We start from the raw sequence: 26,161 nt of genomic DNA, 5'->3' as shown, positions 1-26,161 counted from the left end.
GTCAGAAGGGAGGTTTCCTAATGTTTTGGGAAAAATGCGGGAAGGAGCGGTTGGAACGAGGGTATTATGCCAGACTGTCCCAAGCCATATCCAGACTGGAAAAAACGGATATGTCCAGCCTTTCCCAGGCGTATTGTGCAATGGCGTCAAAGGACCGGGAGCTGATACGGCGCGGTGGAAGGGCTATACGGTTGGTTATGGAGCCTATGACCATGAGACAGGTGATACAGCTCAGTGAGAAATTCCGGCAGTATACTTCTTTGGAATGGGAAATTGACTGGAGAAGCCTGGATATAAGAGAAAAAAGGGACTGGTTCCAGTCAAAAGAGGATTATTACTGGGTATTGGCCCTGGGCAGCTTCCATCCCAACGGATATTACCGCCAGGTCTGCCTGGAGGAAATGACGGATTATCCTGGAGCCCTTCCTTTCCTGGTACTGCGCCTTAACGACTGGGTGGAACAGGTGCGTCTGGCTGCTGCCCGGGCAGTATCAGACCGCCTGGAAATGTGTCAGCTGAATGAAGTGTTCATGGCCATGACGGCGTTAGATAAGGTAAGGTGCTCCGGAAGAAAGGACCACCGGACTGTGGAGCGCATAGGGAAATCCATAGGGGAACGGCTGGATGCAGAGGCGGGAGCCCTGTCAGTGCCATCCATTCTGGGCATGGATTATGACATGAGAAAGAGTGTATACCGTTTCCTGTTTGGGGGCAGACGACTGGACCTGGAAACCGCTGAAAACCTTCTTGACCGGGAAAGACACAGCTTCTGCCAGTCCATCATATGGACCGGTCTGCTGACTCATTACCAATGCCCTATGGAAATGATTGACCGTTACTTGATGCACCGCAGTTCCTGTATCAGGAGAAAGGCATTGGAGTATAAGTACCATGTATTCGGATGCGCCTGGCCGGGGGCGGAGAATTTGCTGCTGGACGCCAATCACGGTATACGGGACCTGGCGGTCTACATAATGAGGAAGCACAGCCGGATGGATATACTGGCATTTTATAAGGACCATCTGAAGGGACCAGACCTGGTAACAGCCATTTTAGGTATCGGGGAACAGGGAGGGGACCAGGAGGTGACTGGCCTTGTCCTTCCTTTTTTGGAGCATGAATCAGAAAAAGTGGTTAGAAGCGCCCTGGAATCCTTAGGTATGCTGCTGGGGGCGGAAGGGGAAGGGATATACTGGAAGTATCTTCTTGACACCAGGCCCTGCGTATCCAAGGCAGCTTACATGTGTCTCCGGAAAAATGGGGTTCATCCCGGCGCCGGAATGCTTTATGAGGAACAGGATAAATGGAGGGAATCAAAGGGAACAGCGGCGGCAGCCGGAGCACAGAGCGCAGACGCAACAGGTCCGTATACCATATATCATGTCAGAAGATACCTGATACTCCTTCTCCTGCAGGAGAACTCCTGGGACCGCCTGCCCTATCTGATTTATCTGCTGAAGGATGCCTCACTGGAAGAATACAGGGATAAGCTGCTGGGGGCGCTGCGGTTCAGAAGTCTTTACGCAAGGGTGGACAGGAAACAGGCTGCTTTTATTAAACAGGTGTTGGCAGAGGAAGCGGATACAGTACCTCAGGAGTTAGCCGGGGATATTCTGTTTGATTTAAAGTTTGTGTCGTGATTTGACAGAGATTATTTGTGTGATAAAATATAAGCTTAATGTGATGCAGGACTTATAGGATGCAGGACTTATAGGATGCAGGACTCACAGGACAGAGGACTCACAAGATACAGGACTCACAGGATATGCCCCGTAACGCGACAGAAGAAGCGAGGGATGATGGACAGATGACAGGCGGAATTATAGAGATAGATGTACATGGGAAAAACATAGAGGAAGCGAAAAAGGCAATTGACATCCAGATACATACTGCCGGTAAAAGTATCTACCGGCTTCGTGTCATTCATGGATATAACGGCGGTACGCGGATTCGCAGCATGCTCCGGGAGGAGTACGGATACGGCAGGGAGCCGGCGGTGAAACGAATCGAGATGGGTAGCAACCAGGGGATTACAGAGCTGGTGCTCAGGGAATTCTAATTATTATGAGGAATAAAGGATTTACGGATGAGATTGAAGAGCTTAAGCATGGAAGGCACGGTATGGCGCTGCAATAATGGACAGAATCTGGAGATTGCAAGAATCAGGTCCGTATGGTAGACTACTAATGCGGCCATGGCACATAAGAGACATAATATGAAAGGACATATTTGAATGCAGATTTTATTGATTAAGATAGCGGTGATTGTTGTATTCTGGAGTGGGGGAATGTTCGCACTCAATCAGATATTCGGGATGATATTGAAGCGGAAGGAACAGATTCACATCAAGTTTCTCAGGAGCATGTCAAAGGTCATACTGACAATCATTGCCTTTATCTGCATCAGCGGCCTTTTCAATACCACAAAGGCGCTGAGCGCTACCCTGCTTACCAGTTCCTCGCTGTTAGTTGCCATTGTGGGTTTTGCGGCCCAGCAGGTTCTGGCAGATGTTATAAGCGGAGTCATGCTCAGCTGGTCCCGCCCCTTTAATCTGGGCGAGAAGGTGAATATAAGCAGTCTGGGTATCTCCGGAATAGTGGAGGATATGACGGTGCGTCATACTGTAATCAGGACCTATCACAACAGCCGCATGATTATTCCCAACAGTGTCATTAATAAGGCAATTGTGGAAAACAGCAACTACAACAATGACTATATTGGCAATTATATGGAGGTCTCCGTCAGCTATGAAAGCAACCTGGAACAGGCCATCGAAGTGATGAGGGAGACAATCGCCTCCTATCCGCTGGTGGTGGACATACGCCCGGACCCCTCAGAGGGAAATAAGGTCAATGTGGCGGTAAAGGAGCTGGGAGACGACGGAATCATCCTTAAATCCACTGTCTGGACCCGGAACATTGATGACAATTTTACCGCCTGCAGTGATATCCGCCGCCTGATTAAAACGAATTTCGACGCTGCGGGTATTTCCATTCCATACAGGCATGTCCATGTGGTTACGGGGAATGCGTGTAGAGAACCGCAGGAAAACGGGAAGATAACGGAGTACGGAATATCGGAGGAAACCGGAATATCGGAGAAAACCGGAATATAAGAGGAAAGTGGAATTTAGGAGGAAAGCGGAATTTAGGAGGAATGCGGAATTTAAGAGAGGGCTGGAATATAAGAGAGAGCCGGAATACAAAGAAGAGCATAATGACCGGGCCTGTGCATCAGGTCCATAAAAACATTGCGGCAGGAGGATTATAAATATGAAGGTAGGTATCATTGGAGCCGGAGCAATTGCAGGGACCATGGCAGGAACCATTAAAGAGATGGACTGCGCGCAAAACTACGCAGTGGCTGCCAGGGACTATGAGAGGGCGGCTGAATTTGCAAAAACATACGGCTTTGAGAAAGCCTATGGCTCCTATGAGGAGCTGGTGGAGGATACTGAGGTAGAGCTGGTGTACATTGCCACGCCCCATTCACATCACTATGAGCATATTAAATTATGCCTGAATCACGGAAAACATGTGCTGTGCGAAAAATCATTTACGGTCAATGAATCACAGGCCAGGGAAGTGCTTGAAATGGCCAGGGAAAAGAAACTGCTCCTGACAGAGGCTATCTGGACCCGGTACATGCCCATGAGAAAAACCCTGGACGACGTGCTGTCAGTCGGCGTCATAGGCAGGCCTTATATGCTTACGGCCAATCTGGGGTATATTATCAGCGGAAAGGAGCGCATCATGCGTCCGGAGCTGGCGGGAGGAGCCCTTTTGGATGTGGGAATCTATCCGCTTAATTTTGCCTCCATGGTGTTTGGGGACGAGGTGGAGTCCATAACCGGTACAGCGGTGATGACAGAAACCGGCGTGGATGCCCAGAACAGCATCACCATTACCTACAAGGATGGCAGGATGGCAGTTCTGTGCAGCAGCGCAATGGGACTCAGCGACCGCCGTGGCATTATCTATGGTGACAATGGATTCATTGAAGTTGAGAACATCAACAACTGTGAGGCCATCAAAGTTTATGACCGTTCCAGGAATCTGATTGCATCCTATGACACACCTAAGCAGATTAGCGGGTATGAATATGAGGTGGAAGCCTGTCTGCGGGCAATCAGGGAGGGGGCATTGGAATGCCCTGAAATGCCTCATGAGGAAACGCTGCGTATGATGAGGTGGATGGATGAGCTGCGCAGGCAGTGGGGCCTGGTTTATCCTATGGAGAAATAAAGAAAGGTGTTGTGTTTAAGAAGAAAGCCTGTTTGGGGTTAAATCCAAGCAGGTTTTTTGTTTTTTGCTGATTTTTGCCGCGATTTATGAAAATTTACGGAAATCAGATTCTTATCCCCCCGCAGTATTGACAAATATTTATATAATAATTATAATAAGTATTATAATAATTAGTTTAAAATAATAAGAAACAAATAAATCAAGGAGGTAGTTATGGGGATAAGTACAATGGAGTTTGAGAGGGTTATGAAAATTGTGAAGGCGTATGAAGGGCGCATTGACAAGGATTTCAAGATTCCGCCGGAGGAATATGAAGTGCGGTACCGGAATGTATGGAAAAGGCTGGAGGAAAAGGAGATTGATATGGGTTTTTTCTTTTGGTACAGGGAGATGCCGGGAGACGGCATCTATCTGACCGGATATAATCCAACCATCGAAAGGGCCAGCGGAGTGATTGCTCCCGGAAAACGTCCCCTCCTTCTGGCCGGACCTGAATCCGGTATCCTTTCAAAGGAAGCAGGATTGGGACTGGACACCAGCTTTGTAAATGAATTCAGTATTCCCGATGAGTATTATGAGGGAGTGGAGAGGGATGAGCTCAATGAAGTGATTTCCCGTTACATAGGGCATGAAATCAAGCGTATCGGCTATATGACAAGTGATGATGTTGTTCCGGCCAAATTCATGGATTTTCTTCACACGAGCTTTGGAAAAGTGGAGGTGGCGGATGCCTCAGATATTCTGTCGCAGCTGCGGTATGAGAAAACAGAGAATGAGTTTAAGTGCATGGAACAGGCGGACACCATTGCCTGTGCAGCAGTCAGGGCCATGCTGGTGGTTGCCAGACCGGGAATCAGGGAAAGCGAAGTGGCGGCGGTGGGAGATTTTACCGTCAAATCCCTTGGGGGAACCGGATTCGGATTTGACACCATTGTAAATTCAGGCGACCGCTGTAAAACCGTGATTGGACCTGCCTCCAATAAAGTAATAGAGGAAGGTGAAATCGTACAGATAGGCTGCAGCCCAAGCTTTGAGGGATATAAGGGTGTGTGCAGAAGGTCTTTTGTCATGGGAGAGAGAAGCCGGCTTCAGAATGCATATTTTGAATGCATGAACGAGGCTTACCGCAGGGCGGAACAGGAAATTTACCATGTCTGCCGGGAACATCTTCCGTCTAACCGTATTGACCTGGCAGCCAGGAACTATTTTGCCTCACAGACCATTGACGGGCTTAATATGAAGCAGTTCCATTTTTATAGTACGTGCCATGGAACCGGGCTGACAGAGTGCCTGGAACCAATGGTCATTACCCCGGACAAGGAGGAACCCTACGGAGAGAATGTAGGTATCATGCTGGACCTTGGCTGTTACGGTTATCCCAACACTGAGATTGCAGGAGGCTGTGTTGAGGATGCATATATAAAACGGGGAAGGACTGCTGTCAAGTGTTCTGATATGCCGGTGGATGTCCAGGAGCTGGTAGGCAGAGGGATGTGATGTGAATGAAAGACAAAATGAAACTGTCTGTCAATAACAGGGAAGGAACATTAATTATTACAATAGCAATTATTTTTGTTTTAATGTGTATTCTCAAGGGAGAGCTTTTTTACGCCAGAAGCAACATTGAAGCCATATTTTCCAACCTTGCCTATGATTTGCTGCTGGCCTGCGGCATGACGTTCGTCATTATCCTGGGCGGTGTGGACCTGTCCGTGGGAGCTGTCCTTGCGCTGGCCGGAATCATCTGTACCTTAATGATTCAAAAGGGAGTAAATACAGCTGCGGCAGTTGGCGCCGGCATTCTCTTTGGAGGAGCCGTGGGGGCGGTTAACGGCCTTCTTGTTTCCAAAGCCAACGTGGCTCCTTTTGTTGCCACGCTGGGCAGCCAGTCCATCTGCAGGGGTACCTGCTATGTTCTGACCAGCGGTTATTTTGTGGCAGGACTGACAGATACCTATACCAACATTGGCAGGGGCAGCCTGGCCGGAGTACCCAATAAGATACTGGTATCCATCACTATCATGCTGCTGCTGGCATTTCTGTCCAGGCGCTTCAGGCCCCTGCGCAACATGTTCTACGTGGGAGGCAACAGGCAGGCGGCTTTTATCTCAGGGATTCCGTCGGGGCTTACAATTATTCTTGGATATATGATAAGCGGCCTCATGGCTGGAATAGCAGCCATACTGATGACCAGCAGTCTTGGTATGGGACATGCAGGGTATGGCATTTCTTTTGAGATGAAGGCGATTTCGGCGGCGGTCATAGGCGGCGCTGATATGCACGGAGGCTCCGGAAGTTTTCTGGGAACCGCTCTTGGGGTCATACTGGTGGCACTGGTAAATAATGTGTTTATCATGTTTAACGGTTCGCCTAACTGGTCATCTGCAATAAGCGGCCTGATGCTTCTGGCGGCAGTGGCCTTTGACGCCCTGCGCCGCAGAAGAAAGCCGAGATAGGAGATGGGGTATGAGTTATTTACAAGTCAAAAATGTAGTAAAGTCCTTTGGAAATAACAAAGTACTGGAAGATATCTCCATTGATTTTGAAAAGGGGGAGATTCACTCCATCATAGGTGAGAACGGAGCCGGAAAATCCACCCTCATGAAAATAATCGGAGGTATATACCAGGCTGACAGCGGCGAAATCCTCTTGGACGGCAGGAGCATATCCATGCAAAATCCGGCGGAGGCTTATGCCCATGGAATAGGAATTGTCCATCAGGAATTGAGCATTGCAGGAAATATGACTGTGGCCCAGAATGTGTTTGTGAACAATGAGCCTGTCAACCGGCTGGGATTTATAGATTGGAACCGTCTCTACAAAAATACAGAGGAAGAGTTTCGGAAAATAGGGGCCAGCATCAATCCAAGGGTCCAGGCCGGAACCCTGAGCGTCGGTCTGCAGCAGATGATAGAAATCACAAAGGTATTGTCAAAGGATGTCAGCATATTGATTCTGGATGAGCCCACCAGCGCTCTTTCGGATAAAGAAATTGAGAATCTGTTCCGGCTGCTCTTTGATTTAAGGAAAAAGGGAAAACTGATTATATTTATCAGCCACAAATTAAATGAAATCACAAGGATTTCAGACAAGGTATCGGTGCTGAGGGATGGAACCTGCACAGGGACCCTGACAAGGGAGGATATGGATGTACAGACCATCATCAGAATGATGGTAGGACGTAATATTGATAGTCTGTATCCTCCGAAAGCAAAGGACAGAAACGGGAAATGTGCACTTAGGACAGAGCATATCAGCAGGAAGGATAAATTTGAAAATGTATCCTTTGAAATCCGATATGGTGAGATTGCAGGAATGTTCGGATTGGTTGGAGCAGGACGGACCGAGTGCGCATTCTCAGTTTTCGGGGCGGACAAGATTGATTCAGGAAACGTATTTTTTGAGGAAAGGGAGGTGAAATTTTCCAATCCGGCCCAGGCCATAAAAGAAGGCGTGTGCTACCTGTCGGAAGACCGGAAGGCTATCGGGCTATTTGTTGACATGACCGTTAGGGAGAATACCATTGCAGCCTGTCTGAAATCCATCTGCAGCCCAATGCAGTTTATAAAGGAGGACCAAAGCAGGAGTATAACAGAAAAATATATTGAGGAACTGGAAATCCATCCCGCGCAGTGCATGGAAAACCGGTTATCCAATCTGTCAGGCGGGAATCAGCAGAAGGTACTCTTCGGCAAATGGCTTGCCGCGAATCCCAGGCTGCTGATTGTGGATGAACCCACCAGAGGCGTGGATGTGGGAGCCAAGGCTATGATTCACGAAATTCTGCGAAAACTGGCGGACAGCGGGATGGCGGTGTGGATGATTTCTTCTGAACTGCCTGAAATCCTGGGAGTTTCAGATAAAGTCATAGTAATGCACGAAGGCAGGTGCCAGGCAGTTCTGGAGAATGATAATCTGACAGAGGAGATTGTGATGAAGGCGGCGTTCCGGGAGGAGGTGGAAGGAAATGGCTAAAAAAATCAATCTTCATTATGCGGTGCTGGTTTTCCTTATTGTACTTCTGGGGGTATTCATGGGATTTTGTTCCCCTTATTTCTTCACAGCGGCCAATCTCTGCGTGCTGGTGGATAATTTTATTATGGAGGCAATTATGGCATTGGGAATGACCCTGGTAATTATATCCGGGGGAATTGACCTGACCGTGGCAGGCGTCCTTCCCTTTTCTTCCATCATCCTTGCACTGCTCATGATACAGGGAGTCCCATTCCCGGCAGCCATATTGCTGGTGCTGGCAGCGGCAGCAGGCGTTGGGTGCGTGACCAATCTGTTTAGAAAAAAACTGAATCTGCATCCCATGGTGGTGACAATGGCAATTGCAGCTGTGTTAAAAGGACTGAATCTGACCCTTACCGGCGGAAGCGCAATTTCTAATTTTTCAGAAGGTTTTTCTGAGTGGAGCACATGCAGGGTTGCGGGAATGCCTTTGAGCTGGATTGTGTACATTGTGCTGGCAGCTGTCTTTATTTACTTTTCAAAAAACAAAAAATCATTCCAGCAGATATATTTTGTGGGCGGTAATGAGGAGGCTGCCCGTCTGTCCGGAATAAAGGTTGAGGGAGTGTACCGGAATGTATATATCATATCTGCTGTTCTTGCAGCGGCAGCCGGTATCCTCACAGCCATGACCTACAGCAGTGCAAGCTATAGTTACGGCACCAATGCGGACCTGAGGGTAATTACAACAGTGGCAATAGGCGGGACAAGCCTGACCCACGGAGGATATGGCTCGGTTACGGGAACCTTGCTGGGAACCCTGTTCATGGCCATGATTTACAATGCCTTTGTCATGAGCGGAATTTCCACGTATTATCAGGATGTGGTGACGGGGGCCTTCCTGATTGTGGCAGTGTTGTTAAGCGAGGGGATGAACCTATTAAAAAAGAGGCATTCATAAAAGAGGAGGAGAATTTCATGAAGAAAATTATCGCATTGTGTATGGCAGGAATCATGCTGGCAAGTGCAGCGGGATGCAGCAGCGCATCGGGAGCAGCAGCGCCGCCGGCCGGGCAGGATGCATCGGCCGCCAGGGAAAAAGAGCTTTACTCCATGGTGGTATTTACAAAAGGAGCTGAATATTTCAATTGGTGTTATGCGGGTATGAAGGACGCGGCAACGCTGCTGGGAAGCCATATAAGTGTGGAGCTGCAGGGGCCGGCGGAATGGGATGCGTCACTGGAGGCAAGGGCGGTGGAGCAGGTGACAGCCAAAAAACCGGCAGGCATACTGGTATCCGCTGCAGATGAAACCACCCTGAATTCAGCCATAGGAAAAGCGTTAAGCGCCGGTGTGCCTGTGATTGGTTTTGACAGTGATGCTGCCGACAGCGGAAGGCTGTCCTATGTGGGCACGGATAACTATGATTTTGGCGCCAACGCAGCAAAGGCCATGTCTGAGATGATTGGGGGAGAGGGACAGGTGGCTATATGCCTGGTTCCGGGCTCCATTGCACAGGAGGAAAGGGCTTCTGGTTTTAAGGAATGGCTGGCAGAGAATGCGCCGGGGGTCCAGGTCGTATCTGAATTAAACGATGAAGGAGATGTCGCAAAGTCGGAAACCGTATGCGCAGCCCTGTTCCAGGCAAATCCGCAGATTAAAGGAATATTCAGCACCCATGGATATGGGGCGCCGGGTGCGGCAGCAGCGGCTAGAACATTGAATATTTTAGAAAATGTTGTTATAATTGGAAGTGATTACAGTTCAGCGGTTATTGAACTGCTGCAGGCTGGGGATATTGAAGGGACAATCGTGGACGACCCGTATTTAATTGGATACGAGGCAATGATGCTGGCATATGCAGCGGCACACCCCACAGAAATCCCTTCAGCAAATCCGCCTTTTGGCCATGTCCCTCCTATTATTTACGGTGGCAGCTCATTGCTCACAGGCGAGATGCTAAAGGACGAGGCCGTACTGGCAAAATATCAGAATCCTCCAGCAGTAAATTAAGAGGATAGATGGAGAAAACGATGGAATCTTTAGACGTAATGGATATTAAACAGCACAATGTTAAGAGTATTGTAAATGTGTTGAGGTTTTCAGCAGGGGAGAGCGGTCTTACAAAGCGCGATATAGCTGACAGAACAGCATTGAGCTTTGCCACGGTTTCCAATCTGTGCAATGAGTTATTGGAGAGAGGAATTGTTGAAATCGTTAAGAAGAACTCCATGTCCGTGGGAAGGACTCCATCTACGGTTAACCTGGCATATAACAGATTCTGTACAGTGTGTCTGAACCTGCAGATGAAAGGCGTGCTGGGAATCGCGGTATTGAATATCAGAAATGAAATTGTATTCCATCAAAAATACGATATATCCGGTTTGGATGCGCCTGAAGAAGTCATTGATTTTGCCAGGAAGCGGTTTGATGAGATTGCAAGGGAAGACAGCGGCCGTGTGTACATCGGAGTGGGGGCGGCGGTTTCGGGAATCTTTGATTTGGCTACCCAGACACTTGTAAACTGCGCTGTGAAAATGTATGAGGGCGTGCCGCTGAAGGCCATTGTAGAAAAAGCCTTCCAGCTGCCGGGCTATGTTGACAACGAGGCCAATCTCTGCGCTTTAAGCCTAAAGCATACCATAACAGAGTGCAGGAACCTGGTCTACCTCCATATCTCCGAGGGGGTGGGGGTGGGAATTATCTGTGAAGGCTCCCTGCTGAGGGGCCATCACGGGTACGGCGGAGAGGTGGCCCATACACCTTTGGGCAATCCCCATAAGTATTGTTCTGAATGCGGGGCTTACGGCTGCATTGAGAATGAGCTTGCCATTCCCGACATTGTGGCGGATTATTGGGGAAAAGAGCAGGAGGATGTTCTGGAAGCCTGGAACCAGTTTGTTATTGATGCGAAGAAGGGTGAGACAAAGGCAGCCAATATGATTCTGGAAACCGCCGGATACCTGGGCAGGCTGATTTCTGTCCTGATTACCATGATGGACCCTGAATACATTTACATAGGCGGGGAGATTACGGACATCTATGATGAATTGTTTGCAAATATGAATCAGGTGGTGCAGGAACGCTGTTTCCTGTACGGCAACAGGAGGGTAAAGCTGGTAAAGGATGACCACAGCGAGCTGACCATACATTCAGGCATCAATGAATCCATTTATGCCCAGTGGAAGCCGTAGGTGATAAAAATCATAACAATGCAAGAGGGGATGTTGCAAAACTAGCGTCAGCTGGTTTTGTAGCATCCCCCTAAAAGTTTATTAAAAATGGGAATACAATTTATATATACCAAGGCATCTTGCATGTTGATTCTGAATTTCGAACATGATATAGTGTTCTCAAAAGGAGGTAATCCAATGGATATCCGCGTTTTAGAATACTTTCTCATGGCAGCCAGAGAAGAAAATATTACAAAAGCAGCGCAGCTTCTCCATATGACACAGCCGACCCTTTCCCGTCAGTTAATGCAGTTAGAGGATGAAATGGGTGTAAAGCTGTTTGAGAGAACCAATCACAGCGTTCTGCTGACTGATGAAGGATTCTTATTCCGGCGCAGAGCGCAGGACATTGTTGCTATGGCAGAAAAAGCAAAGAGTGAGGTGGCCCAGAATGAAGAAACACTTTCTGGCATTATTTCTATTGGCTGCAACGAACTTCGCAGCGTTCAGGAATTAGCACAGGCAATGACTGCGTTTCAAAGCCGTTACCCCAAGGTGAAATTCGAACTGTACAGCGGCTCCAATGAAGAAATACAGGAACGCATTGAACAGGGATCTTTGGACATTGGCTTATTTCTGGAACCGTTTAACCTTACGAAATATACAACCTTTTCCATGCAGACGAAAGAGCGTTGGGGCGCGCTCATTCATCGGGAAGCCGCCCTTGCTGCACAGGATACGATTCATCCTGGAGACCTAGTGGGAACGCTTGTCATGACGATTCATGTCAATACTCCTGCACATGCGGAACTGCGCCAGTGGTCCGGAGATTTTGCAAAGGATATGGATTTTTCCGCCAACTATAATGTGCTGCACAATGCGGTTATTATTGCCCGTGAACGAAAAGGCGCGGTCATTTGCTTGGAGCAGGACTGCCACTATGATGATATGAAGTTTTTGCCGTTAGAGCCGGAGCTTTCCGTTGGTTCCGCTCTTGCATGGAAAGAGGGGCGGATTGTTTCCAGAGCGGCGAAAGCCTTCCTTCAATTTTTACAGCAGCAGGAGGAAGAAGCGGGGTAAAGGGGAAGAAGGTAAGGAGTAAAAACCGCAATACAAAAAATGAATTTCCACGCACTCAATATAGGCATTTTACATTTTGAAATTATCATCTTATACTGTAGGTGTACCAAGAAAAACGGTGCATCTACAGTTTTTTTTATGGGGAGAGGTGCTATGGACGAAACGGAAAAACTGGCAGGGCAACTTCAGGAGATGGGATTTTCTAAAGCAGAAGCTGCATATTATCTGAAACTGTTTTCTGCCGGAGAATGCTCTAATCCCGAAAGGCTGCGGATTCTTGGCGAGAAACGTAAGGCAGCCTTGGATGAAATCCACAGATTAGAGAGCGCTATCATGAGCATGGACACCATGCGAAATGACATCAGAAACAAAAAATTACAGTCAGGAGGAACATCAAATGGAGTATGTCACATTAAGTAACGGAGCAGCAATGCCGATGCTGGGGTACGGCTGTTTCCTAATCAGCCCGCAGGAGTGTGAGCGTTGTGTCACAGATGCCATCGAGGTCGGGTACCGGGCGATTGACACGGCACAGGCTTACTACAACGAAGAAGGGGTAGGAAACGCTGTCAGCAAGGCGGTTGCCGCAGGAAAGGTGAAACGGGAAGAACTGTTCATTACCACCAAGGTCTGGATTATGAATGCCGGATATGAAAAGGCAAAGGCTTCGATTGACGAGTCCCTGCGCAAGCTGCAGACCAGTTATATCGACCTTTTGCTTATCCATCAGGCGTTCAGTGATTATTATGGTACATGGCGGGCGATGGAGGAAGCATACAGGGACGGCAAGGTGAAAGCCATCGGTGTCAGCAACTTTTATCCCGACCGCTTCATGGATTTAGCGTTGTTCAGCAAAGTCAGACCGATGGTCAACCAACTGGAAACCCATGTGTTCCAGCAGCATAAGAATGACCGCAGATTTATAGAAAAATATGGAGCAAAGGTGGAGGCATGGGCTCCTTTCGCCCGCGGGGAAAAAGGCATCTTTATAAACCCGGTTCTGACATCCATTGGCCAGAAGTATGGCAAGACAACCGGACAGGTTGCACTGCGGTTTCTTGTACAGAGCGGCATTCCTGTGATTCCGAAGTCCACTCATAAAGAGCGTATGGCTGAAAACTTAGATATCTTTGATTTCCAGTTGAATGCCGAAGAAATGGGGCAGATTGAGGCTCTGGACCAAGGCGTGAATCTATTTATGAACCATGAAGATGCGGCTCAGATTGAAGATTTCTTTGCCCGGTTTGGCGTGAAGTAAAGGACGGAGATAGACTATGACGATACACATGAAGGAAAAAGTTGCACTGGTTACCGGCGCCGGTTCCGGGATTGGTCAGGCCATAGCCAAATATCTGGCGGAAGCTGGTGCCACTGTGGTGATTATAGGCAGAACCGAATCCACTTTAAAAGAAACAGCAGAACTAAATAAAAATATTTCTTATCTGGTCTCGGATATCAGCATAGACGAGAACATAACCGCTATCATCGATGAAGTTAAGAAACGCTACGCCAGACTGGACGTTTTGATAAACAACGCGGGAGTTGCGCCGGTTACCCCGCTGGCTGAAGTTTTGCTGCAGGAATATGATACCGCATTTATAACAAATGTACGCGCTGTAGTAGACCTGACGAGGCAGGCGCTTCCTATGTTAAAAGCAGTCAGGGGTAATGTCATCAATATTTCGTCTACTGCCGCCGAAAAGCCCATTCCCAATATGTCCATTTATTCCGCAAGTAAAGCCGCGATGAGTGCCCTGACCAAATCATGGGCTAAAGAGATGGCAAAAGACGGTGTCCGTTTTAACAATGTGATAGTAGGCCCGATTGAAACTCCTATCTATGATAAAACGGATTTGTCTGATGAAGGTGCCCAAAAGCATAGAGAGTTTGTCCTTGGCACAATTCCGATGGGACGTTATGGGGAACCAAATGATGTAGCATCAGCCGTTCTGTTCCTCGCTTCGGATGAAACAAAGTTTGTAACCGGAGCCGATTTTGCGGTAGACGGCGGTGTACGCGCTTAATGGAAAGGAGAAAATTGCGATGAAAATTGTAGTACTTGAGGGAAACCCTCATAAAAAGGGATCCTCAAATCTTTTGGCGGAGCAGTTTATCAAAGGCGCGGAGGAGGCGGGACATATGGTGCAGATTGTGGATGCTGCACACATGGAAATTAATCCGTGTCTTGGTTGTGGGCATTGCGGCATAAATGGAGCCTGTGTCCATAAGGATGACAACATCATCATCCCGACCCTAAAACGATGAGTTATCTTCGCGATTACTACACCGGTTTGTGCGGCTATATGCACTTTCAGGATATGGGTATGATATTGGGAACCGGATGCGGCAGCCCTGATATGACCTGCAAAACCAGCCACATGAAAAAAGCCTATGAGCTTGGTAAATCATTATAAAACAGGAGGAAAACGATATGGAATTTCAGAAAGTAATGAAAGAACGCTATGCCTGCAAAAAGTTTGACGGCCGCCCGGTGGAATCATCACAGCTTCATGCCATTCTGGAGGCAGGACGGCTGGCCCCCACCGCAAAAAATCTTCAGGAGCAGCGCATCTATGTGGTGCAGTCTGAAGAAGCTCTTGCCAAACTTGACAAGGCAACTCCCTGCCGCTATGGCGCGGCAACGGTTGCTGTTGTAGCGTTTGATAAAAACAATGTCTTTACTTATCCGGGTGAAAAACGGGATTCCGGAGTTGAGGACGCCAGTATCGTGGCAACGCATATGATGCTTGCGGCCAAGGCTGAGGGCGTGGACAGCTGCTGGATTAACTTCTTTGATCCGGAGGAAATGGCAAAGGAACTGGGACTTCCCGAAAACGAAGAAGTACTGATGCTGCTGGATTTGGGATATGCAGCAGAGGGGACAAAACCCCTTGCAGCTCACAGTCAGCGTAAAGAGATTTCTGAAACCGTCAGCTATATGTAAACAATAAAAGTGATGTAAACAATAAAAAATGGAGAAACCGGAGGAAATAATCATGAGTAAAACATTGGTAGCATATTTCTCTGCCAGCGGGGTAACTGCAAAGCTGGCAAAATTGTTAGCAGATACGATTGGTGCGGATCTGCATGAAATCCAGCCTGAAAAACCTTATTCAACCTCGGATTTAGACTGGATGAATAAAAAGAGCCGCAGCAGTGTGGAGATGAACGATAAATCCTCCCGCCCCGCTGTTGCAAACAAAGTGGAGAACATGGAACAGTACAATCGGGTGTTTGTAGGGTTCCCCATATGGTGGTATGTGGCCCCTACAATCATCAATACCTTTTTGGAGCAGTACGACTTAACCGGCAAGAAGGTCATTCCGTTTGCCACCTCCGGGAGCAGCGGTATGGGAAATACCAATGCCGAACTTACGGAGTCCTGTAAAGGAGCCGTACTCTGCGATGGCAGGCGGTTCAATACAAATGTAAAAGCCACAGAGCTGAAAGCCTGGGCTGAAAAATTTTAAGGAGGAATCACCAATGATACGGCATATTTTTATGGCTACTGTAAAAGAAGGAACTCCCGATGAAGTAATCAATCGGAAAATGGATGAAATGCGTGCAATGAAAGACAGCGTTCCTGCAATCCAGGCAATCACTGTGGCAAGGAATCTGGGTTGGGCTGGTCCTGCAAATGTAGTCACCATGATTATTGATGTAAAGGATAAGGCGGGATTTGACGCGCTGCTTGCAAGCCCGGCACATTGTGAAGTCGCAGACAAAGCAGATGAGGCGTTCCGTACCGATAATTTCGTGATGGCGCAAATTGAACTTTAGAGCATGTCTTAAAAATGCTTGTGTCCGGCTGGCGGCACCAGTTTCCATGCAAAAGCCGGTAGGCGTTCCATAGGGAAAAATAAATACAAGGAGGAAGGGGTTTAATGAACAGCATTACGGATACTTATGAGTTACATAATGGAATAAAAATCCCCTGTATTGGCTATGGAACCTGTGCGGTTCCTGACGGCAGGGACACACTGGAAGGCGTAAAGAATGCAATCAAAACAGGGTATCGGAACATCGACACCGCCGCCGCATACCAGAACGAGAGAAGTGTGGGAGAAGCGATACGACAGGCCGCCGAAGAATTTGGCGTAAAGCGGGAAGAGTTGTTTATCAGTACCAAAGCCTGGCATGACCATCGGGGATATGAAAGAACACTGCAGGCGTTTGAAGAATCCATGGATAAACTGGGGCTGGAGTATTTGAATCTCTATCTGATTCACTGGCCGGCAAATGCAAAATGGCACAGGGATTGGCGTGAACTGAATGCCTCCACATGGAAGGCGCTGGAGGAACTTTATAAGGCGGGACGGATTAGAGCCATTGGCGTCAGCAATTTTTTGGCACATCATGTTAAGGCTTTGATAGAAGACAGCGAAATAAAGCCCATGGTAAACCAGATTGAATACCATCCGGGATTTGGACAGAAAGAAAGAGCCGAGTATTGTCAGGCAAACGGAATCATTGTAGAGGCGTGGAGTCCCTTTGGCGGAGGCGGAGCTGCCGTGCTGAAAAATGAAGAATTAAACCGTATTGCGGTGAAATAGGAAAACAGCCTGCACAGGCCGCCTTACGCTGGCTTCTGCAAAAACAGATTGTTCCGCTGCCCAAAAGCGTTCATGTCGAACGAATGATTTCTAATACGGAGATATTCGATTTTGAATTGAGTGCGGAGGATATGGATGTGATTGATTATATCCCATATTGCGGGTATATGTTTGACCCTGATACGGCAAAATCTTAAAATTGCGGACAGACGGATTTAAACGAATGAATGTAACTGTTCAGGACGGCTCATCTTCTTGACCGGAAAAGCAGCCCAAGCGTTATGGATAAAATATAAAAGGAGTCGGCTTTTTATGAGAAAATTATTGCTTGTTGATACAAGCCTCAGAAGGGATGGAAATTCGGAAACCATCGTGGACCGAATGGCAGAGGAATTGAAAAATTGCGAAGTGACGGTGTTTAAGATGCGTGAGCATAAGTGCAATCATTGTATTGCCTGCGGCGCCTGTCAGGGAAAGGAGACACAGAAGTGCATCCAGAACGATGACATCACAGACCTGTTTCCGCTGATTGATACCTGCGATGGAATTGTGCTTGCTTCACCGGTTTATAATCACCAGATGAGTTCCATGGCCAGACTGTTTATCGAGCGTCTCTACCCGTTCTTTCATGTGGAGAAGGAAAATATGTCCAATACCTCCAAGCGTGGAAAAAAGGCAGCGCTTATCCTTTCCTTTTGGGGCGGCCCGGCAGATATTTACGAAACGTATGCCGCATGGTCAGTGGAAACTTTATCCCAGATGGGAGCAGAAAAATTCAAATCTCTTATATTTGGAGGAATCCCGGGCAGGGGCGAGATAAGAGACCATGAAGAATATCTGACACAGCTCCATGAGCTGGCGGCCTGGCTTTCAGAGTAAGAATCGAACGTTATCAGGATGGTGCGAATCCGCGTAAAAAAGGGAGAACGACTGTGGAAAAAAGTGTGGCTGTGAAGCGCATCCACGAAGCGTATGAACAGGGATATACATTTTTTGATACAGCGGAGCTTTATGTGGGGCAGTTTTCGGACGGAACACCTGCTCCCAATGAGGTGGTGGTTGGGGAGGCCCTGAAACCAATCCGTGAAAAAGTAATCCTCGCTACAAAGTTTGGAAACTTCTGGGACGAGAATCATCAGCTTTACCAGGATGGGAGTCCGGCTTCTATCCGGAAATCCATTGAGGTTATTGGGGAATTTCCAATGCGTCCGATGATTACATCCGCAGGGCAGATGCAGTGTGTAAGGTAACGGCGGTTCAGGAGCGTTATTCCATGATGGCCCGCTGGAATGAAGAAAAGTTTGCCATGCTGGAGGAGTTAGGGATTGGTTTTGTGGCCTACTCTCCAATGGCAAACGGATTTCTTTCCGGCAAAGTGCAGAAAGCAGAAGTATATGAAACGGGAGTTGATTTCCGTTCCAGAATGCCCCAGTTTGAGAAATCAGAGATGGAAAAAAGCCGTAAGCTGATGGAACTGCTGAATCGTCTGGCAGTGGAAAAGGACGCAACCCCTGCCCAGATTTCTCTTGCATGGGTGCTGGCCCAGAAACCGTGGATTGTACCGATACCCGGTTCGACCAAAACCGAACGGATTATTGAAAATGCAAAAGCGGCAGAAATTATGCTGAAGGATTATGAAACCAAAGAAATACATACGCTGTTGGACACCATGGATTTGGCGGTATTTGGTAGATAGCAGCAGATAGGGGCGGCATAGGGCTATTACATAATAATGATGACATTGCCTTCAGCCTATGGACGATACGGATTCAGTCTATGTGCTGAAGGCTTTTTGTACCAAAAACACAATTTCGAGGGGTGGAAATTCATGAATAATAAAAACAACAGCAGGTATGAGGAACTGGCAAACCAGATTCCGGAGCTTATTGCCGGCGTAAATAATGTATCCTATTTTACTCATTGTATGACCCGCCTGCGTTTTACGCTAAAGGAAACAACCAATGTGGATGCCGAAAAAGTCAGGAAGCTTCCAGGCGTAAAGGGAGTGCAGTGGAGCGGCGACCAGCTGCAGGTTATCATTGGGCAGACGGTTGATGAAGCATATGCGGCGATTTGCCGGAAAACGGGGCTGGGTTCGCAGGTTTCGGCATCCGAAGGAGGTACGGCGCCCAGAAAGAAGAATTTTTCTCCGATGTCTCTTGTAGATGTGATATCTGGCTGCATGGCGCCGGTTCTGCCGGTTCTGATTGGCGCAGGTATGCTGAAAGTAGTCATGCTGGTGCTTGAGATGACCGGCCTGATTCATGGGGAGGGGGACACCTATGCCACTTTGAATTTTGTCGCGGATGCAGCCTTTTATTTCCTGCCTGTTTATACAGGTGCGGCAGCGGCCAGAAAATTTGAGATGAACATGTTTGTTGGAATGTTTCTCGGGGCCGTATTGGTGCATCCGTCCTTTGTGGGCATGTGCGCAGAGGGTGCGGCTGGCTCCGTATTTGGAATTCCTGTTTATGCGGGTACTTATACCAGTTCCATATTCCCGGTTATTTTAAGTGTCTGGGCCGCCGGCTATGTGGAACGGTTTATGAAAAAACACTCCCCGGATTTCCTGAGAACCATGCTGGTTCCCTTTGGCACGATTCTGGTTATGACACCGTTATCATTGTGCCTGCTGTTTCCCATTGGCTCTGTCCTTGGTACATACATTGCCAATGCAATTATCTGGCTGTATGAAACGACCGGTTTTGCGGGGGTTGCGTTGTTGGCGGCAATCCATCCTCTTATGGTTATGACCGGTATGCACCATGCCATGGGGCCGTATCTGTTCAGCAGCTTTGCATCTTCCGGTTTTGAAGCGCTGGCGTCTCCGGCAACCTTTATCGACAACATCAATATCGGCGCTGCTTGTCTGGCAATCAGTATGAAATCCAAAGTTACGGACACAAAGACCGAGGCGGCCTCCTGCGGTGTTACCGCCTGTGTCTGTGGTGTTACGGAACCGGGATTATTTGGTATTGTGTTGAAATACCGTACTGCACTGATTGGAGTTATGGCAGGCAACTTTCTGGGCGGTGTGATTGCCGGATTAACAAAGAGTGTCTGTTATGCCTTTGCGGGGAGTTATGGTTTTTTGGGCCTGGCAACCTTTATTGGGGAGAAGGGCATCTCTAATCTGGTTTTTATAATAATTGCCGTAGCTGCCGGTTTTGTTCTTACATTTGTGTTTACATTGATTTTCTTTAAGGACTCAGCAGAGGCTGGGGAGCCGGACTCAGATATAAAAACACAAGCAGAGGCGCTTTCTGTACAGAATGTGATTACTGCCCCTGTTTCAGGAGAGATAAAGGATTTAAAGGAATGCCCGGATGGGGTGTTTTCAGCCGGCGTTCTGGGTAAGGGTGTAATAATTGAGCCATCGGAAGGTAAAGTGTATGCGCCTTGCAACGGCGTAGTCACCTGCTTGTTTGATACGCTTCATGCCATTGGTATCACAGCAGAAAATGGAGCGGAGGTTTTGATACATGTAGGCATGGATACCGTAACGCTGAATGGGGAAGGGTTTCAGGCACACATTAAGACCGGCGACCATATAACCGCAGGCCAGCTTATGCTGGAGTTTGACATGGATTTCATAGAATCAAAAGGACTTCCGATAGTAACTCCGGTAGTTGTTTCCAATACGGCTCAATACCCGGAACTGCAGGTGATTCTTGGAACTGCCGTTCATGGAGATAAGATAATTACATTATAAATCTGTTGAAAGGGGTGTTATTTATGGCATTTAGAGATGGTTTTTTATGGGGCGGCTCTACGGCTGCCAACCAATTTGAGGGAGCATGGAATGTGGATGGAAAGGGAATCTCTGTTTCCGATTTGTGTACCAACGGTTCTCTTACCTCGCCAAAGAGGATTACTTCTGAGTTAGAAACAGGTACTCTGTATCCATCCCACGAAGCGGTTGACTTTTACCACCATTATGAGGAAGATATTGCCCTGATGGCCGAGATGGGATATAAGTGCTTCCGCCTGTCCATTAACTGGACGCGTATCTTTCCTACCGGTATGGAGAGAGAGCCGAATGAGAAGGGACTTGCATTTTATGACAGGGTATTTGACTGCTGCAGGAGATATGACATGGAACCTCTGGTTACGATTTCCCATTACGAAATGCCTTATGCACTGGTTGAGAAATACAATAGCTGGGCATCGAGAGAGTGTATCGGATATTTTGAACATTACTGCAAGGTGATATTTGAGCGGTATCAGGATAAAGTGAAATACTGGCTGACCTTTAACGAAATCAATTCCGGTATGCAGCAGATGGGAAATATCCTTTCCACCAGTACGGTAAAGGGATATTCCGGAACCGTGTTTGACTTCCCGGATGACCCGCCGACACGTTTTCAGGCAATGCACCATCAGTTTGTCGCATCGGCTAAAGTGGTTTTATATGCCCATGAACATTATCCGGATTTTAAGATGGGAAATATGGTCTGCTGCATCGTATCCTATCCCTATACCTGTAAGCCAGAGGACATTTTGGAGGCACAGCACCAGATGCAGTACATGAACTGGTACTGCTCCGATGTCCAGTGTAAAGGGGAATATCCGTTTTATGCGAAACGTATCTGGAAAGAAAACAGAGTGAGCCTGCATATGGAACCGGGTGATTTGGAAATTCTGAAAAAAGGAACCGTTGACTTTTATACATTTTCCTATTATTCCTCCAACTGTGTGGGAGCAGGGGAAACGGTGGAGCAGGGAGCAGGTAATATTGTAGGAGGGCTGAGAAATCCTTATATTCAGGTTTCAGACTGGGGCTGGGGAATTGACGCCAGCGGCCTGCGTTACAGTTTGAATGAAATTTACGACCGTTACCATCTGCCTATGATGGTAGTGGAAAATGGTTTGGGAGCCCATGATACGGTGGAGGCAGACGGAAGAATCCATGATGACTACAGGATAGACTATCTGCGGCAGCACATTGAGCAGATGAAACTGGCCGTTGAGGAAGATGGGGTTGACTTAATCGGATATACCCCGTGGGGCTGTATTGATTTGGTTTCGGCGTCTACCGGGGAAATGGCAAAACGGTACGGTTTTGTATATGTCAATAAGTTTGATGATGGAACCGGGGATTTATCCCGCAGACGTAAGGATTCATTCTATTGGTATCAGAAAGTCATAAAGACGAATGGAGAAGATTTGGCTTTGTAAAATAACCAGTGCATAAAGATATACTATAGGTATAACAGATAATAAAACGGATTCAGTAAATAAGAAAGGAAATACTGAAATTGGAAAACATCAGTTATATCGCGAAGCAGCATTAAAATACCAGCTGGAATAAATCCAGCCGGCAAAAAAGATATATTTTTTATTTGTCTACTTGACGGGGGAGGTTCAAACTAGCTGATGCTAGTTTTGCAACATCCCCTTTATGCATCTTCAGCCTTACATTTTCATCTTAAGCTTCTCTTCCTCAATGGTAACCCTGGATTCATCCAGGGTGGTACCCATGACCTTCATGAGCACATCCTGCTCCATGGTGGGAGCGTAGTAGAAGCCCTGCTGATACTCGCACTGGTAGCTGTTCAGGGCGTTCAGCTGGTTCTCTGTCTCCACGCCCTCAGCAATGATATGGATGCCCAGCTCCCTGGCAATCTGAATCAGGCCGCCGGCAATGGAGGCTGACTTTGGATTGGTTTCCAGCTGCCATACAAACATGCGCTCCAGCTTCACGGTGTTGATGGGAAGGTCCAGGATACTGCTGACAGGAGCGCATCCTGAGCCGAAGTTGTTGAGCACCAGCTCCACTCCCATGTCGGAGAGCTCCTGCATGGTGATGTTAACGTTCAGATAGACATTGGACAGGGCGCTGTCATCCACCTCCAGAGCCAGCTTGCCCTTGGGTATCTGGTAGGTCTCAAGGACCTGCGTAACCTGGTCCAGAAAATCCTCCTGTACCAGAAGCACAGGGGAAACAGGGATACAGATGGAATCAAAGTCCCGTCCTGTCTTCATCAGCTCGCTTATGCATTTGCCGGCGTGGTCCAGGGCGTAGTATCCAATGGCTCTGATTTGGCCGGAATCCTCTGCAATGGGCATAAACTCAGCAGCGCCCACCAGTCCGATTCCCTGAATGAAAATCCTCATGTAGGAATCCGCCCTTGTAAAACGGCCTTCCTTCAGGTTATAGGTGGGGCGGTAGCGGACCTCCAGCTCATTCTTTTCCAGGGCAGCCTGAAGATACATGGCAACAGCCTGGCGGCGGACAAACTGGGTATGCATGTTGCTGTCATATACAGCCATCTGGTTGGGGCCGCAGTCGGATGCAGCGGACACTGCCAGGTCCAGGCGCTTGAGCAGCTCGTCTGTGTTGGCGGCGTGGCCGGGATAGGAGCAGAGGCCTATCTGTGCGGAACACAGACAGTCCACGCCGCGGATTTTCCACACGTTACCGAAGCGCTCCAGTATCTCGTCCGCCAGGTCGGAAGCCTGCCCCTCTGAGAGCTGTTCCAATATAATGATGAACTCCACGCCTATGTAACGGTAGATATTACCCTCAGCCACTTCCTTCAGATAGCTTTTTATCTGGGACAGAAGTTCCTCGCAGTAATCATATCCGAATGTCTTATTCAGACTCTTAAAATTCTCCAGATAAAGCTTTAACACCACGCCTTTGGACGAGGGTGCGCCTAACAGGGACTCCAGCCTGCTGATGCAGGCAGCACGGCCTTCGCCGGCGCCGTCCGGTTCAGACGGGGTAAAGGAAGGCTGTGACGGCGGAAGCTCTGCCGCCCCTTTTTCTTTTTTATGCTGAAACAAACCCATGATTGTTTCCTCCTTTGTCATTCACAGACAGCGTTTGTCTGCATTAGCATTTCCTTTATTATAATATAAAAGCCAGAAAATCTCAATTTTTATTTATGAAATGTTAGACGAAATGGAAAAAAGGATAAATAATTTCTTTTTCTTTGCAAATTGACCTAACTATGCTATAATAGCCACAGATATTGCAGCAAGGAGATAAATCTTTATGAAGATGAAACGTGTATTCTTAAAGTTAAGCGGAGAGGCCCTTGCAGGCCCCAGGAAGACCGGGTTTGACGAGGACACGGTAAAGGAAGTGGCCAGGCAGGTAAAGCTCTCTGTAGATGCAGGCATACAGGTGGGAATCGTCATTGGCGGCGGTAATTTCTGGAGAGGCCGCACCAGTGAGGCCATTGACAGGACAAAGGCAGACCAGATTGGCATGCTGGCCACTGTCATGAACTGTATTTATGTTTCTGAGATTTTCAGGAATGCCGGTATGATGACACAGATTCTTACGCCCTTTGAGTGCGGTTCCATGACCAAGCTGTTTTCCAAGGACAGGGCTAATAAGTATTTTGAAAAGGGCATGGTGGTATTCTTTGCAGGCGGAACAGGACATCCCTATTTTTCCACGGACACGGGAATTGCCCTCAGGGCCATTGAGATGGAGGCTGACTGCATCCTGCTGGCCAAGGCCATTGACGGGGTATATGACAGCGACCCCAAGCTGAATCCCCAGGCAAAGAAGTATGACACGATTACCATACAGGAAGTCATTGACAAGCAGCTGGCCGTGGTGGATTTGACCGCGTCCATCATGTGTATGGAGCATAGGATGCCCATGGCAGTGTTCAGTCTCAATGAGAAGGACGGGATTGCAAACGCCATGCAGGGCCGGATTAACGGAACCATCGTTACTGCGTAATAAAGCGAACATTATTAAGCAGCAGGGAAGGCTGCATTAACAGGAGGAACTTATGGAAGAATTAAAATTTTATGAGGACAAGATGAATAAGACACTGGATGTGCTGCTGTCTGACTACGGTACCATCCGCGCAGGACGTGCCAATCCCCATGTGCTGGACAAGATTAAGGTGGACTACTACGGGACGCCTACGCCCCTCCAGCAGGTCGGCAATGTTTCTGTTCCGGAAGCCCGCATGATTGTGATTCAGCCATGGGAGAAGAGCCTTCTTAAGCCAATCGAGAAAGCCATCCTTACTTCTGAGCTGGGCATCAATCCTACCAATGACGGAAACTGCATCCGCCTGGTGTTCCCTGAGATGACAGAGGAACGCAGAAAGGAAGTTTCCAAGGATGTTAAGAAAAAGGGCGACAATGCAAAGGTAGCCCTGCGCAATATCCGCCGTGACGCCAACGAGGCCTTTAAAAAGGCAGAGAAGGCAGGGGAAATTTCCGAGGACGATTTGACCGAGATGACGGAGAAGATGCAGAAGCTTACGGATAAGATGGCAGAGAAGGTTGACAAGGCAGTGGAAGAGAAGACCAAGGAAATCATGACCGTGTAATCTGTGATAAATGAATATGGGAGGCAGGAGGGACTCCTGCCTCTTAATTTGTTTTTTGATTCCGGAACGATATGACATGATAAAGATATTGTTTGGGAGAGATACATTTGGACAAGAAAGGCAGAGAAAGAATGGCATTGGATAAGGATATGATTATACCGGAGCATGTGGCCCTGATATTGGACGGAAACGGCCGCTGGGCCAGGAAAAGGGGACTTCCCCGCACCATGGGGCATAAGGAAGGCTGCGTCACCGTGGAGAAAACCGTTGAAATTGCAGCCAGGATGGGAATCCGTTATCTGACTGTCTATGGATTCTCCACTGAGAACTGGAAACGCTCTGCGGAGGAAGTGGGAGCGCTGATGCAGCTGTTCCGCTATTATATGGTGCGGCTCTTAAAGATTGCGTCTGCCAACAATGTGCGCGTAAGGATGATTGGCGACAGAAGCCGTTTTGACAGGGATATTATAGAGGGAATCAACCGTCTGGAATCCGAGACAATGGATAACACAGGGCTGACCTTTGTCATAGCGGTGAATTACGGAGGCAGGGACGAAATCCGCAGGGCAGCCGCCAGGCTGGCCAGTGACTGCGCACTTGGAAAGGCGGACCCGGACCAGGTGGATGAGGCGCTTTTTGCATCCTATCTGGATACGGCGGGAATGCCGGACCCGGACCTTTTAATCCGCACCAGCGGGGAACTGAGGCTTTCCAATTACCTGCTGTGGCAGCTGGCCTACACGGAAATCGTGGTGACGGATTGTCTCTGGCCGGATTTCAACCAGGAGGAATTGGAAAAGGCCATTGTGCAGTATAATAAAAGAGAACGGCGGTTCGGCGCTGTAAAGTAA

General features: G+C 48.1%; 28 protein-coding genes and 1 pseudogene. 28 read left to right on the top strand and 1 reads right to left on the bottom strand.

The genetic code is table 11. The features are described 5' to 3' along the window. Positions 1-20 precede the first annotated feature (20 nt). The 25 genes and pseudogenes from I2H39_RS02065 to I2H39_RS01950 all read left to right on the top strand — a co-directional run bounded on the left by I2H39_RS02065 (position 21) and on the right by I2H39_RS01950 (position 22,182). Positions 21-1,640: a hypothetical protein gene (locus I2H39_RS02065; RefSeq protein WP_195625695.1), complete on the top strand. Its 1,620-nt coding sequence runs from the start codon at positions 21-23 to the stop codon at positions 1,638-1,640. A 125-nt stretch (positions 1,641-1,765) separates the two neighbouring features. After that, entirely contained in the window at positions 1,766-2,059 is a 294-nt protein-coding gene (locus tag I2H39_RS02060) for a Smr/MutS family protein (protein ID WP_227146551.1), read from the top strand. Positions 2,060-2,233: 174 nt separating this feature from the next. Beyond that, positions 2,234-3,115, top strand: coding sequence for a mechanosensitive ion channel family protein (locus tag I2H39_RS02055; RefSeq protein WP_138310239.1), 882 nt, complete (start codon positions 2,234-2,236; stop codon positions 3,113-3,115). Between the two features lie 157 nt (positions 3,116-3,272). Beyond that, positions 3,273-4,244 carry a Gfo/Idh/MocA family oxidoreductase gene (locus I2H39_RS02050; protein WP_195625694.1) on the top strand — a complete coding sequence of 324 codons (972 nt, stop codon included), beginning with the start codon at positions 3,273-3,275 and terminating at the stop codon, positions 4,242-4,244. Positions 4,245-4,457: 213 nt separating this feature from the next. Beyond that, the gene (locus I2H39_RS02045) at positions 4,458-5,741 is read left to right on the top strand and encodes a M24 family metallopeptidase (protein WP_195625693.1); all 1,284 of its coding nucleotides are present in this window, start codon (positions 4,458-4,460) and stop codon (positions 5,739-5,741) included. 5 nt (positions 5,742-5,746) lie between these two features. After that, the gene (locus tag I2H39_RS02040) at positions 5,747-6,700 is read left to right on the top strand and encodes an ABC transporter permease (protein ID WP_138310236.1); all 954 of its coding nucleotides are present in this window, start codon (positions 5,747-5,749) and stop codon (positions 6,698-6,700) included. A 10-nt stretch (positions 6,701-6,710) separates the two neighbouring features. Beyond that, a complete protein-coding gene (locus I2H39_RS02035; protein WP_195625692.1) occupies positions 6,711-8,219 on the top strand; it encodes a sugar ABC transporter ATP-binding protein in 1,509 nt (502 codons plus the stop codon). Beyond that, positions 8,212-9,159, top strand: coding sequence for an ABC transporter permease (locus I2H39_RS02030; protein WP_138310234.1), 948 nt, complete (start codon positions 8,212-8,214; stop codon positions 9,157-9,159). The genes I2H39_RS02035 and I2H39_RS02030 overlap by 8 nt, the downstream gene beginning before the upstream one ends. A 17-nt stretch (positions 9,160-9,176) precedes the next feature. After that, positions 9,177-10,211, top strand: coding sequence for a substrate-binding domain-containing protein (locus I2H39_RS02025; RefSeq protein ID WP_138310233.1), 1,035 nt, complete (start codon positions 9,177-9,179; stop codon positions 10,209-10,211). Between the two features lie 38 nt (positions 10,212-10,249). Next, a complete protein-coding gene (locus I2H39_RS02020) occupies positions 10,250-11,392 on the top strand; it encodes an ROK family transcriptional regulator (RefSeq protein WP_240305481.1) in 1,143 nt (380 codons plus the stop codon). Between the two features lie 177 nt (positions 11,393-11,569). Further along, complete coding sequence (locus tag I2H39_RS02015; protein WP_195625691.1) at positions 11,570-12,451, top strand: LysR family transcriptional regulator; 882 nt, start codon at positions 11,570-11,572, stop codon at positions 12,449-12,451. A 153-nt stretch (positions 12,452-12,604) separates the two neighbouring features. Next, positions 12,605-12,871 (top strand): hypothetical protein, encoded by a 267-nt coding sequence (locus I2H39_RS02010; RefSeq protein WP_195625690.1) that lies wholly within the window; start codon positions 12,605-12,607, stop codon positions 12,869-12,871. Continuing rightward, positions 12,849-13,709 (top strand): aldo/keto reductase, encoded by an 861-nt coding sequence (locus tag I2H39_RS02005; protein ID WP_195625689.1) that lies wholly within the window; start codon positions 12,849-12,851, stop codon positions 13,707-13,709. The genes I2H39_RS02010 and I2H39_RS02005 overlap by 23 nt, the downstream gene beginning before the upstream one ends. Positions 13,710-13,737: 28 nt before the next feature. Beyond that, on the top strand, positions 13,738-14,475 hold the full coding sequence (locus I2H39_RS02000; RefSeq protein WP_207746744.1) for an SDR family oxidoreductase: 738 nt from the start codon (positions 13,738-13,740) through the stop codon (positions 14,473-14,475). Positions 14,476-14,494: 19 nt separating this feature from the next. After that, the gene (locus I2H39_RS29030; protein WP_227146544.1) at positions 14,495-14,716 is read left to right on the top strand and encodes an NAD(P)H-dependent oxidoreductase; all 222 of its coding nucleotides are present in this window, start codon (positions 14,495-14,497) and stop codon (positions 14,714-14,716) included. Beyond that, complete coding sequence (locus tag I2H39_RS29025) at positions 14,713-14,865, top strand: hypothetical protein (RefSeq protein ID WP_240305478.1); 153 nt, start codon at positions 14,713-14,715, stop codon at positions 14,863-14,865. The genes I2H39_RS29030 and I2H39_RS29025 overlap by 4 nt, the downstream gene beginning before the upstream one ends. A gap of 17 nt (positions 14,866-14,882) precedes the next feature. Beyond that, positions 14,883-15,395: a nitroreductase family protein gene (locus I2H39_RS01990; RefSeq protein ID WP_195625687.1), complete on the top strand. Its 513-nt coding sequence runs from the start codon at positions 14,883-14,885 to the stop codon at positions 15,393-15,395. A 52-nt stretch (positions 15,396-15,447) separates the two neighbouring features. Continuing rightward, positions 15,448-15,921 (top strand): flavodoxin, encoded by a 474-nt coding sequence (locus I2H39_RS01985; protein ID WP_195625686.1) that lies wholly within the window; start codon positions 15,448-15,450, stop codon positions 15,919-15,921. A 13-nt stretch (positions 15,922-15,934) separates the two neighbouring features. Further along, entirely contained in the window at positions 15,935-16,231 is a 297-nt protein-coding gene (locus tag I2H39_RS01980) for a Dabb family protein (RefSeq protein ID WP_195625685.1), read from the top strand. 104 nt (positions 16,232-16,335) lie between these two features. Then, positions 16,336-17,004 (top strand): aldo/keto reductase, encoded by a 669-nt coding sequence (locus tag I2H39_RS01975; protein WP_319638381.1) that lies wholly within the window; start codon positions 16,336-16,338, stop codon positions 17,002-17,004. Continuing rightward, positions 16,980-17,201 (top strand): aldo/keto reductase, encoded by a 222-nt coding sequence (locus I2H39_RS29580; protein WP_319638383.1) that lies wholly within the window; start codon positions 16,980-16,982, stop codon positions 17,199-17,201. Before I2H39_RS01975 ends, I2H39_RS29580 begins: the two co-directional genes overlap by 25 nt. Before the next feature lie 115 nt (positions 17,202-17,316). Then, on the top strand, positions 17,317-17,883 hold the full coding sequence (locus I2H39_RS01970) for a flavodoxin family protein (protein ID WP_195625684.1): 567 nt from the start codon (positions 17,317-17,319) through the stop codon (positions 17,881-17,883). A 53-nt stretch (positions 17,884-17,936) separates the two neighbouring features. Next, a pseudogene (locus tag I2H39_RS29020) lies at positions 17,937-18,700 on the top strand (aldo/keto reductase). A gap of 132 nt (positions 18,701-18,832) precedes the next feature. Next, positions 18,833-20,716 (top strand): glucose PTS transporter subunit IIA, encoded by a 1,884-nt coding sequence (locus I2H39_RS01955; RefSeq protein ID WP_195625682.1) that lies wholly within the window; start codon positions 18,833-18,835, stop codon positions 20,714-20,716. 23 nt (positions 20,717-20,739) lie between these two features. Next, positions 20,740-22,182, top strand: a complete 1,443-nt coding sequence (locus tag I2H39_RS01950; RefSeq protein ID WP_195625681.1) for a family 1 glycosylhydrolase — start codon at positions 20,740-20,742, stop codon at positions 22,180-22,182. A 237-nt stretch (positions 22,183-22,419) separates the two neighbouring features. On the opposite strand, the gene I2H39_RS01945 is transcribed toward I2H39_RS01950, so the two are convergent. Then, a complete protein-coding gene (locus I2H39_RS01945) occupies positions 22,420-23,799 on the bottom strand; it encodes a bifunctional diguanylate cyclase/phosphodiesterase (protein WP_138310232.1) in 1,380 nt (459 codons plus the stop codon). 205 nt (positions 23,800-24,004) lie between these two features. On the opposite strand from I2H39_RS01945, the gene pyrH reads away from it, so the two are divergent. From pyrH to I2H39_RS01930, 3 genes are all read left to right on the top strand, one after another. Further along, positions 24,005-24,706, top strand: coding sequence for a UMP kinase (gene pyrH / locus I2H39_RS01940; RefSeq protein ID WP_138310231.1), 702 nt, complete (start codon positions 24,005-24,007; stop codon positions 24,704-24,706). A 52-nt stretch (positions 24,707-24,758) separates the two neighbouring features. Then, positions 24,759-25,310 (top strand): ribosome recycling factor, encoded by a 552-nt coding sequence (frr, locus tag I2H39_RS01935; RefSeq protein WP_138310230.1) that lies wholly within the window; start codon positions 24,759-24,761, stop codon positions 25,308-25,310. A gap of 131 nt (positions 25,311-25,441) precedes the next feature. Further along, positions 25,442-26,161, top strand: a complete 720-nt coding sequence (locus I2H39_RS01930) for an isoprenyl transferase (RefSeq protein WP_195625966.1) — start codon at positions 25,442-25,444, stop codon at positions 26,159-26,161.

This window comes from Clostridium sp. 1001283B150225_161107_B6 (genome assembly GCF_015556325.1).
GTDB lineage: Bacteria > Bacillota > Clostridia > Lachnospirales > Lachnospiraceae > Enterocloster.
Note: the sequence above shows the minus strand (reverse complement) of the source record. Positions and strands in the feature narration are given on the sequence as shown.

Bases quoted from the DNA above. Each gene is read 5' to 3' on its own strand.
- I2H39_RS02065 (WP_195625695.1), top strand. From the start codon at position 21: ATGTTTTGGGAAAAATGCGGGAAGGAGCGGTTGGAACGAGGGTATTAT.
- I2H39_RS02060 (WP_227146551.1), top strand. From the start codon at position 1,766: ATGCCCCGTAACGCGACAGAAGAAGCGAGGGATGATGGACAGATGACA.
- I2H39_RS02055 (WP_138310239.1), top strand. From the start codon at position 2,234: ATGCAGATTTTATTGATTAAGATAGCGGTGATTGTTGTATTCTGGAGT.
- I2H39_RS02050 (WP_195625694.1), top strand. From the start codon at position 3,273: ATGAAGGTAGGTATCATTGGAGCCGGAGCAATTGCAGGGACCATGGCA.
- I2H39_RS02045 (WP_195625693.1), top strand. From the start codon at position 4,458: ATGGGGATAAGTACAATGGAGTTTGAGAGGGTTATGAAAATTGTGAAG.
- I2H39_RS02040 (WP_138310236.1), top strand. From the start codon at position 5,747: ATGAAAGACAAAATGAAACTGTCTGTCAATAACAGGGAAGGAACATTA.
- I2H39_RS02035 (WP_195625692.1), top strand. From the start codon at position 6,711: ATGAGTTATTTACAAGTCAAAAATGTAGTAAAGTCCTTTGGAAATAAC.
- I2H39_RS02030 (WP_138310234.1), top strand. From the start codon at position 8,212: ATGGCTAAAAAAATCAATCTTCATTATGCGGTGCTGGTTTTCCTTATT.
- I2H39_RS02025 (WP_138310233.1), top strand. From the start codon at position 9,177: ATGAAGAAAATTATCGCATTGTGTATGGCAGGAATCATGCTGGCAAGT.
- I2H39_RS02020 (WP_240305481.1), top strand. From the start codon at position 10,250: ATGGATATTAAACAGCACAATGTTAAGAGTATTGTAAATGTGTTGAGG.
- I2H39_RS02015 (WP_195625691.1), top strand. From the start codon at position 11,570: ATGGATATCCGCGTTTTAGAATACTTTCTCATGGCAGCCAGAGAAGAA.
- I2H39_RS02010 (WP_195625690.1), top strand. From the start codon at position 12,605: ATGGACGAAACGGAAAAACTGGCAGGGCAACTTCAGGAGATGGGATTT.
- I2H39_RS02005 (WP_195625689.1), top strand. From the start codon at position 12,849: ATGGAGTATGTCACATTAAGTAACGGAGCAGCAATGCCGATGCTGGGG.
- I2H39_RS02000 (WP_207746744.1), top strand. From the start codon at position 13,738: ATGAAGGAAAAAGTTGCACTGGTTACCGGCGCCGGTTCCGGGATTGGT.
- I2H39_RS29030 (WP_227146544.1), top strand. From the start codon at position 14,495: ATGAAAATTGTAGTACTTGAGGGAAACCCTCATAAAAAGGGATCCTCA.
- I2H39_RS29025 (WP_240305478.1), top strand. From the start codon at position 14,713: ATGAGTTATCTTCGCGATTACTACACCGGTTTGTGCGGCTATATGCAC.
- I2H39_RS01990 (WP_195625687.1), top strand. From the start codon at position 14,883: ATGGAATTTCAGAAAGTAATGAAAGAACGCTATGCCTGCAAAAAGTTT.
- I2H39_RS01985 (WP_195625686.1), top strand. From the start codon at position 15,448: ATGAGTAAAACATTGGTAGCATATTTCTCTGCCAGCGGGGTAACTGCA.
- I2H39_RS01980 (WP_195625685.1), top strand. From the start codon at position 15,935: ATGATACGGCATATTTTTATGGCTACTGTAAAAGAAGGAACTCCCGAT.
- I2H39_RS01975 (WP_319638381.1), top strand. From the start codon at position 16,336: ATGAACAGCATTACGGATACTTATGAGTTACATAATGGAATAAAAATC.
- I2H39_RS01970 (WP_195625684.1), top strand. From the start codon at position 17,317: ATGAGAAAATTATTGCTTGTTGATACAAGCCTCAGAAGGGATGGAAAT.
- I2H39_RS01955 (WP_195625682.1), top strand. From the start codon at position 18,833: ATGAATAATAAAAACAACAGCAGGTATGAGGAACTGGCAAACCAGATT.
- I2H39_RS01950 (WP_195625681.1), top strand. From the start codon at position 20,740: ATGGCATTTAGAGATGGTTTTTTATGGGGCGGCTCTACGGCTGCCAAC.
- I2H39_RS01945 (WP_138310232.1), bottom strand. From the start codon at position 23,799: ATGGGTTTGTTTCAGCATAAAAAAGAAAAAGGGGCGGCAGAGCTTCCG.
- pyrH (WP_138310231.1), top strand. From the start codon at position 24,005: ATGAAGATGAAACGTGTATTCTTAAAGTTAAGCGGAGAGGCCCTTGCA.
- frr (WP_138310230.1), top strand. From the start codon at position 24,759: ATGGAAGAATTAAAATTTTATGAGGACAAGATGAATAAGACACTGGAT.
- I2H39_RS01930 (WP_195625966.1), top strand. From the start codon at position 25,442: ATGGCATTGGATAAGGATATGATTATACCGGAGCATGTGGCCCTGATA.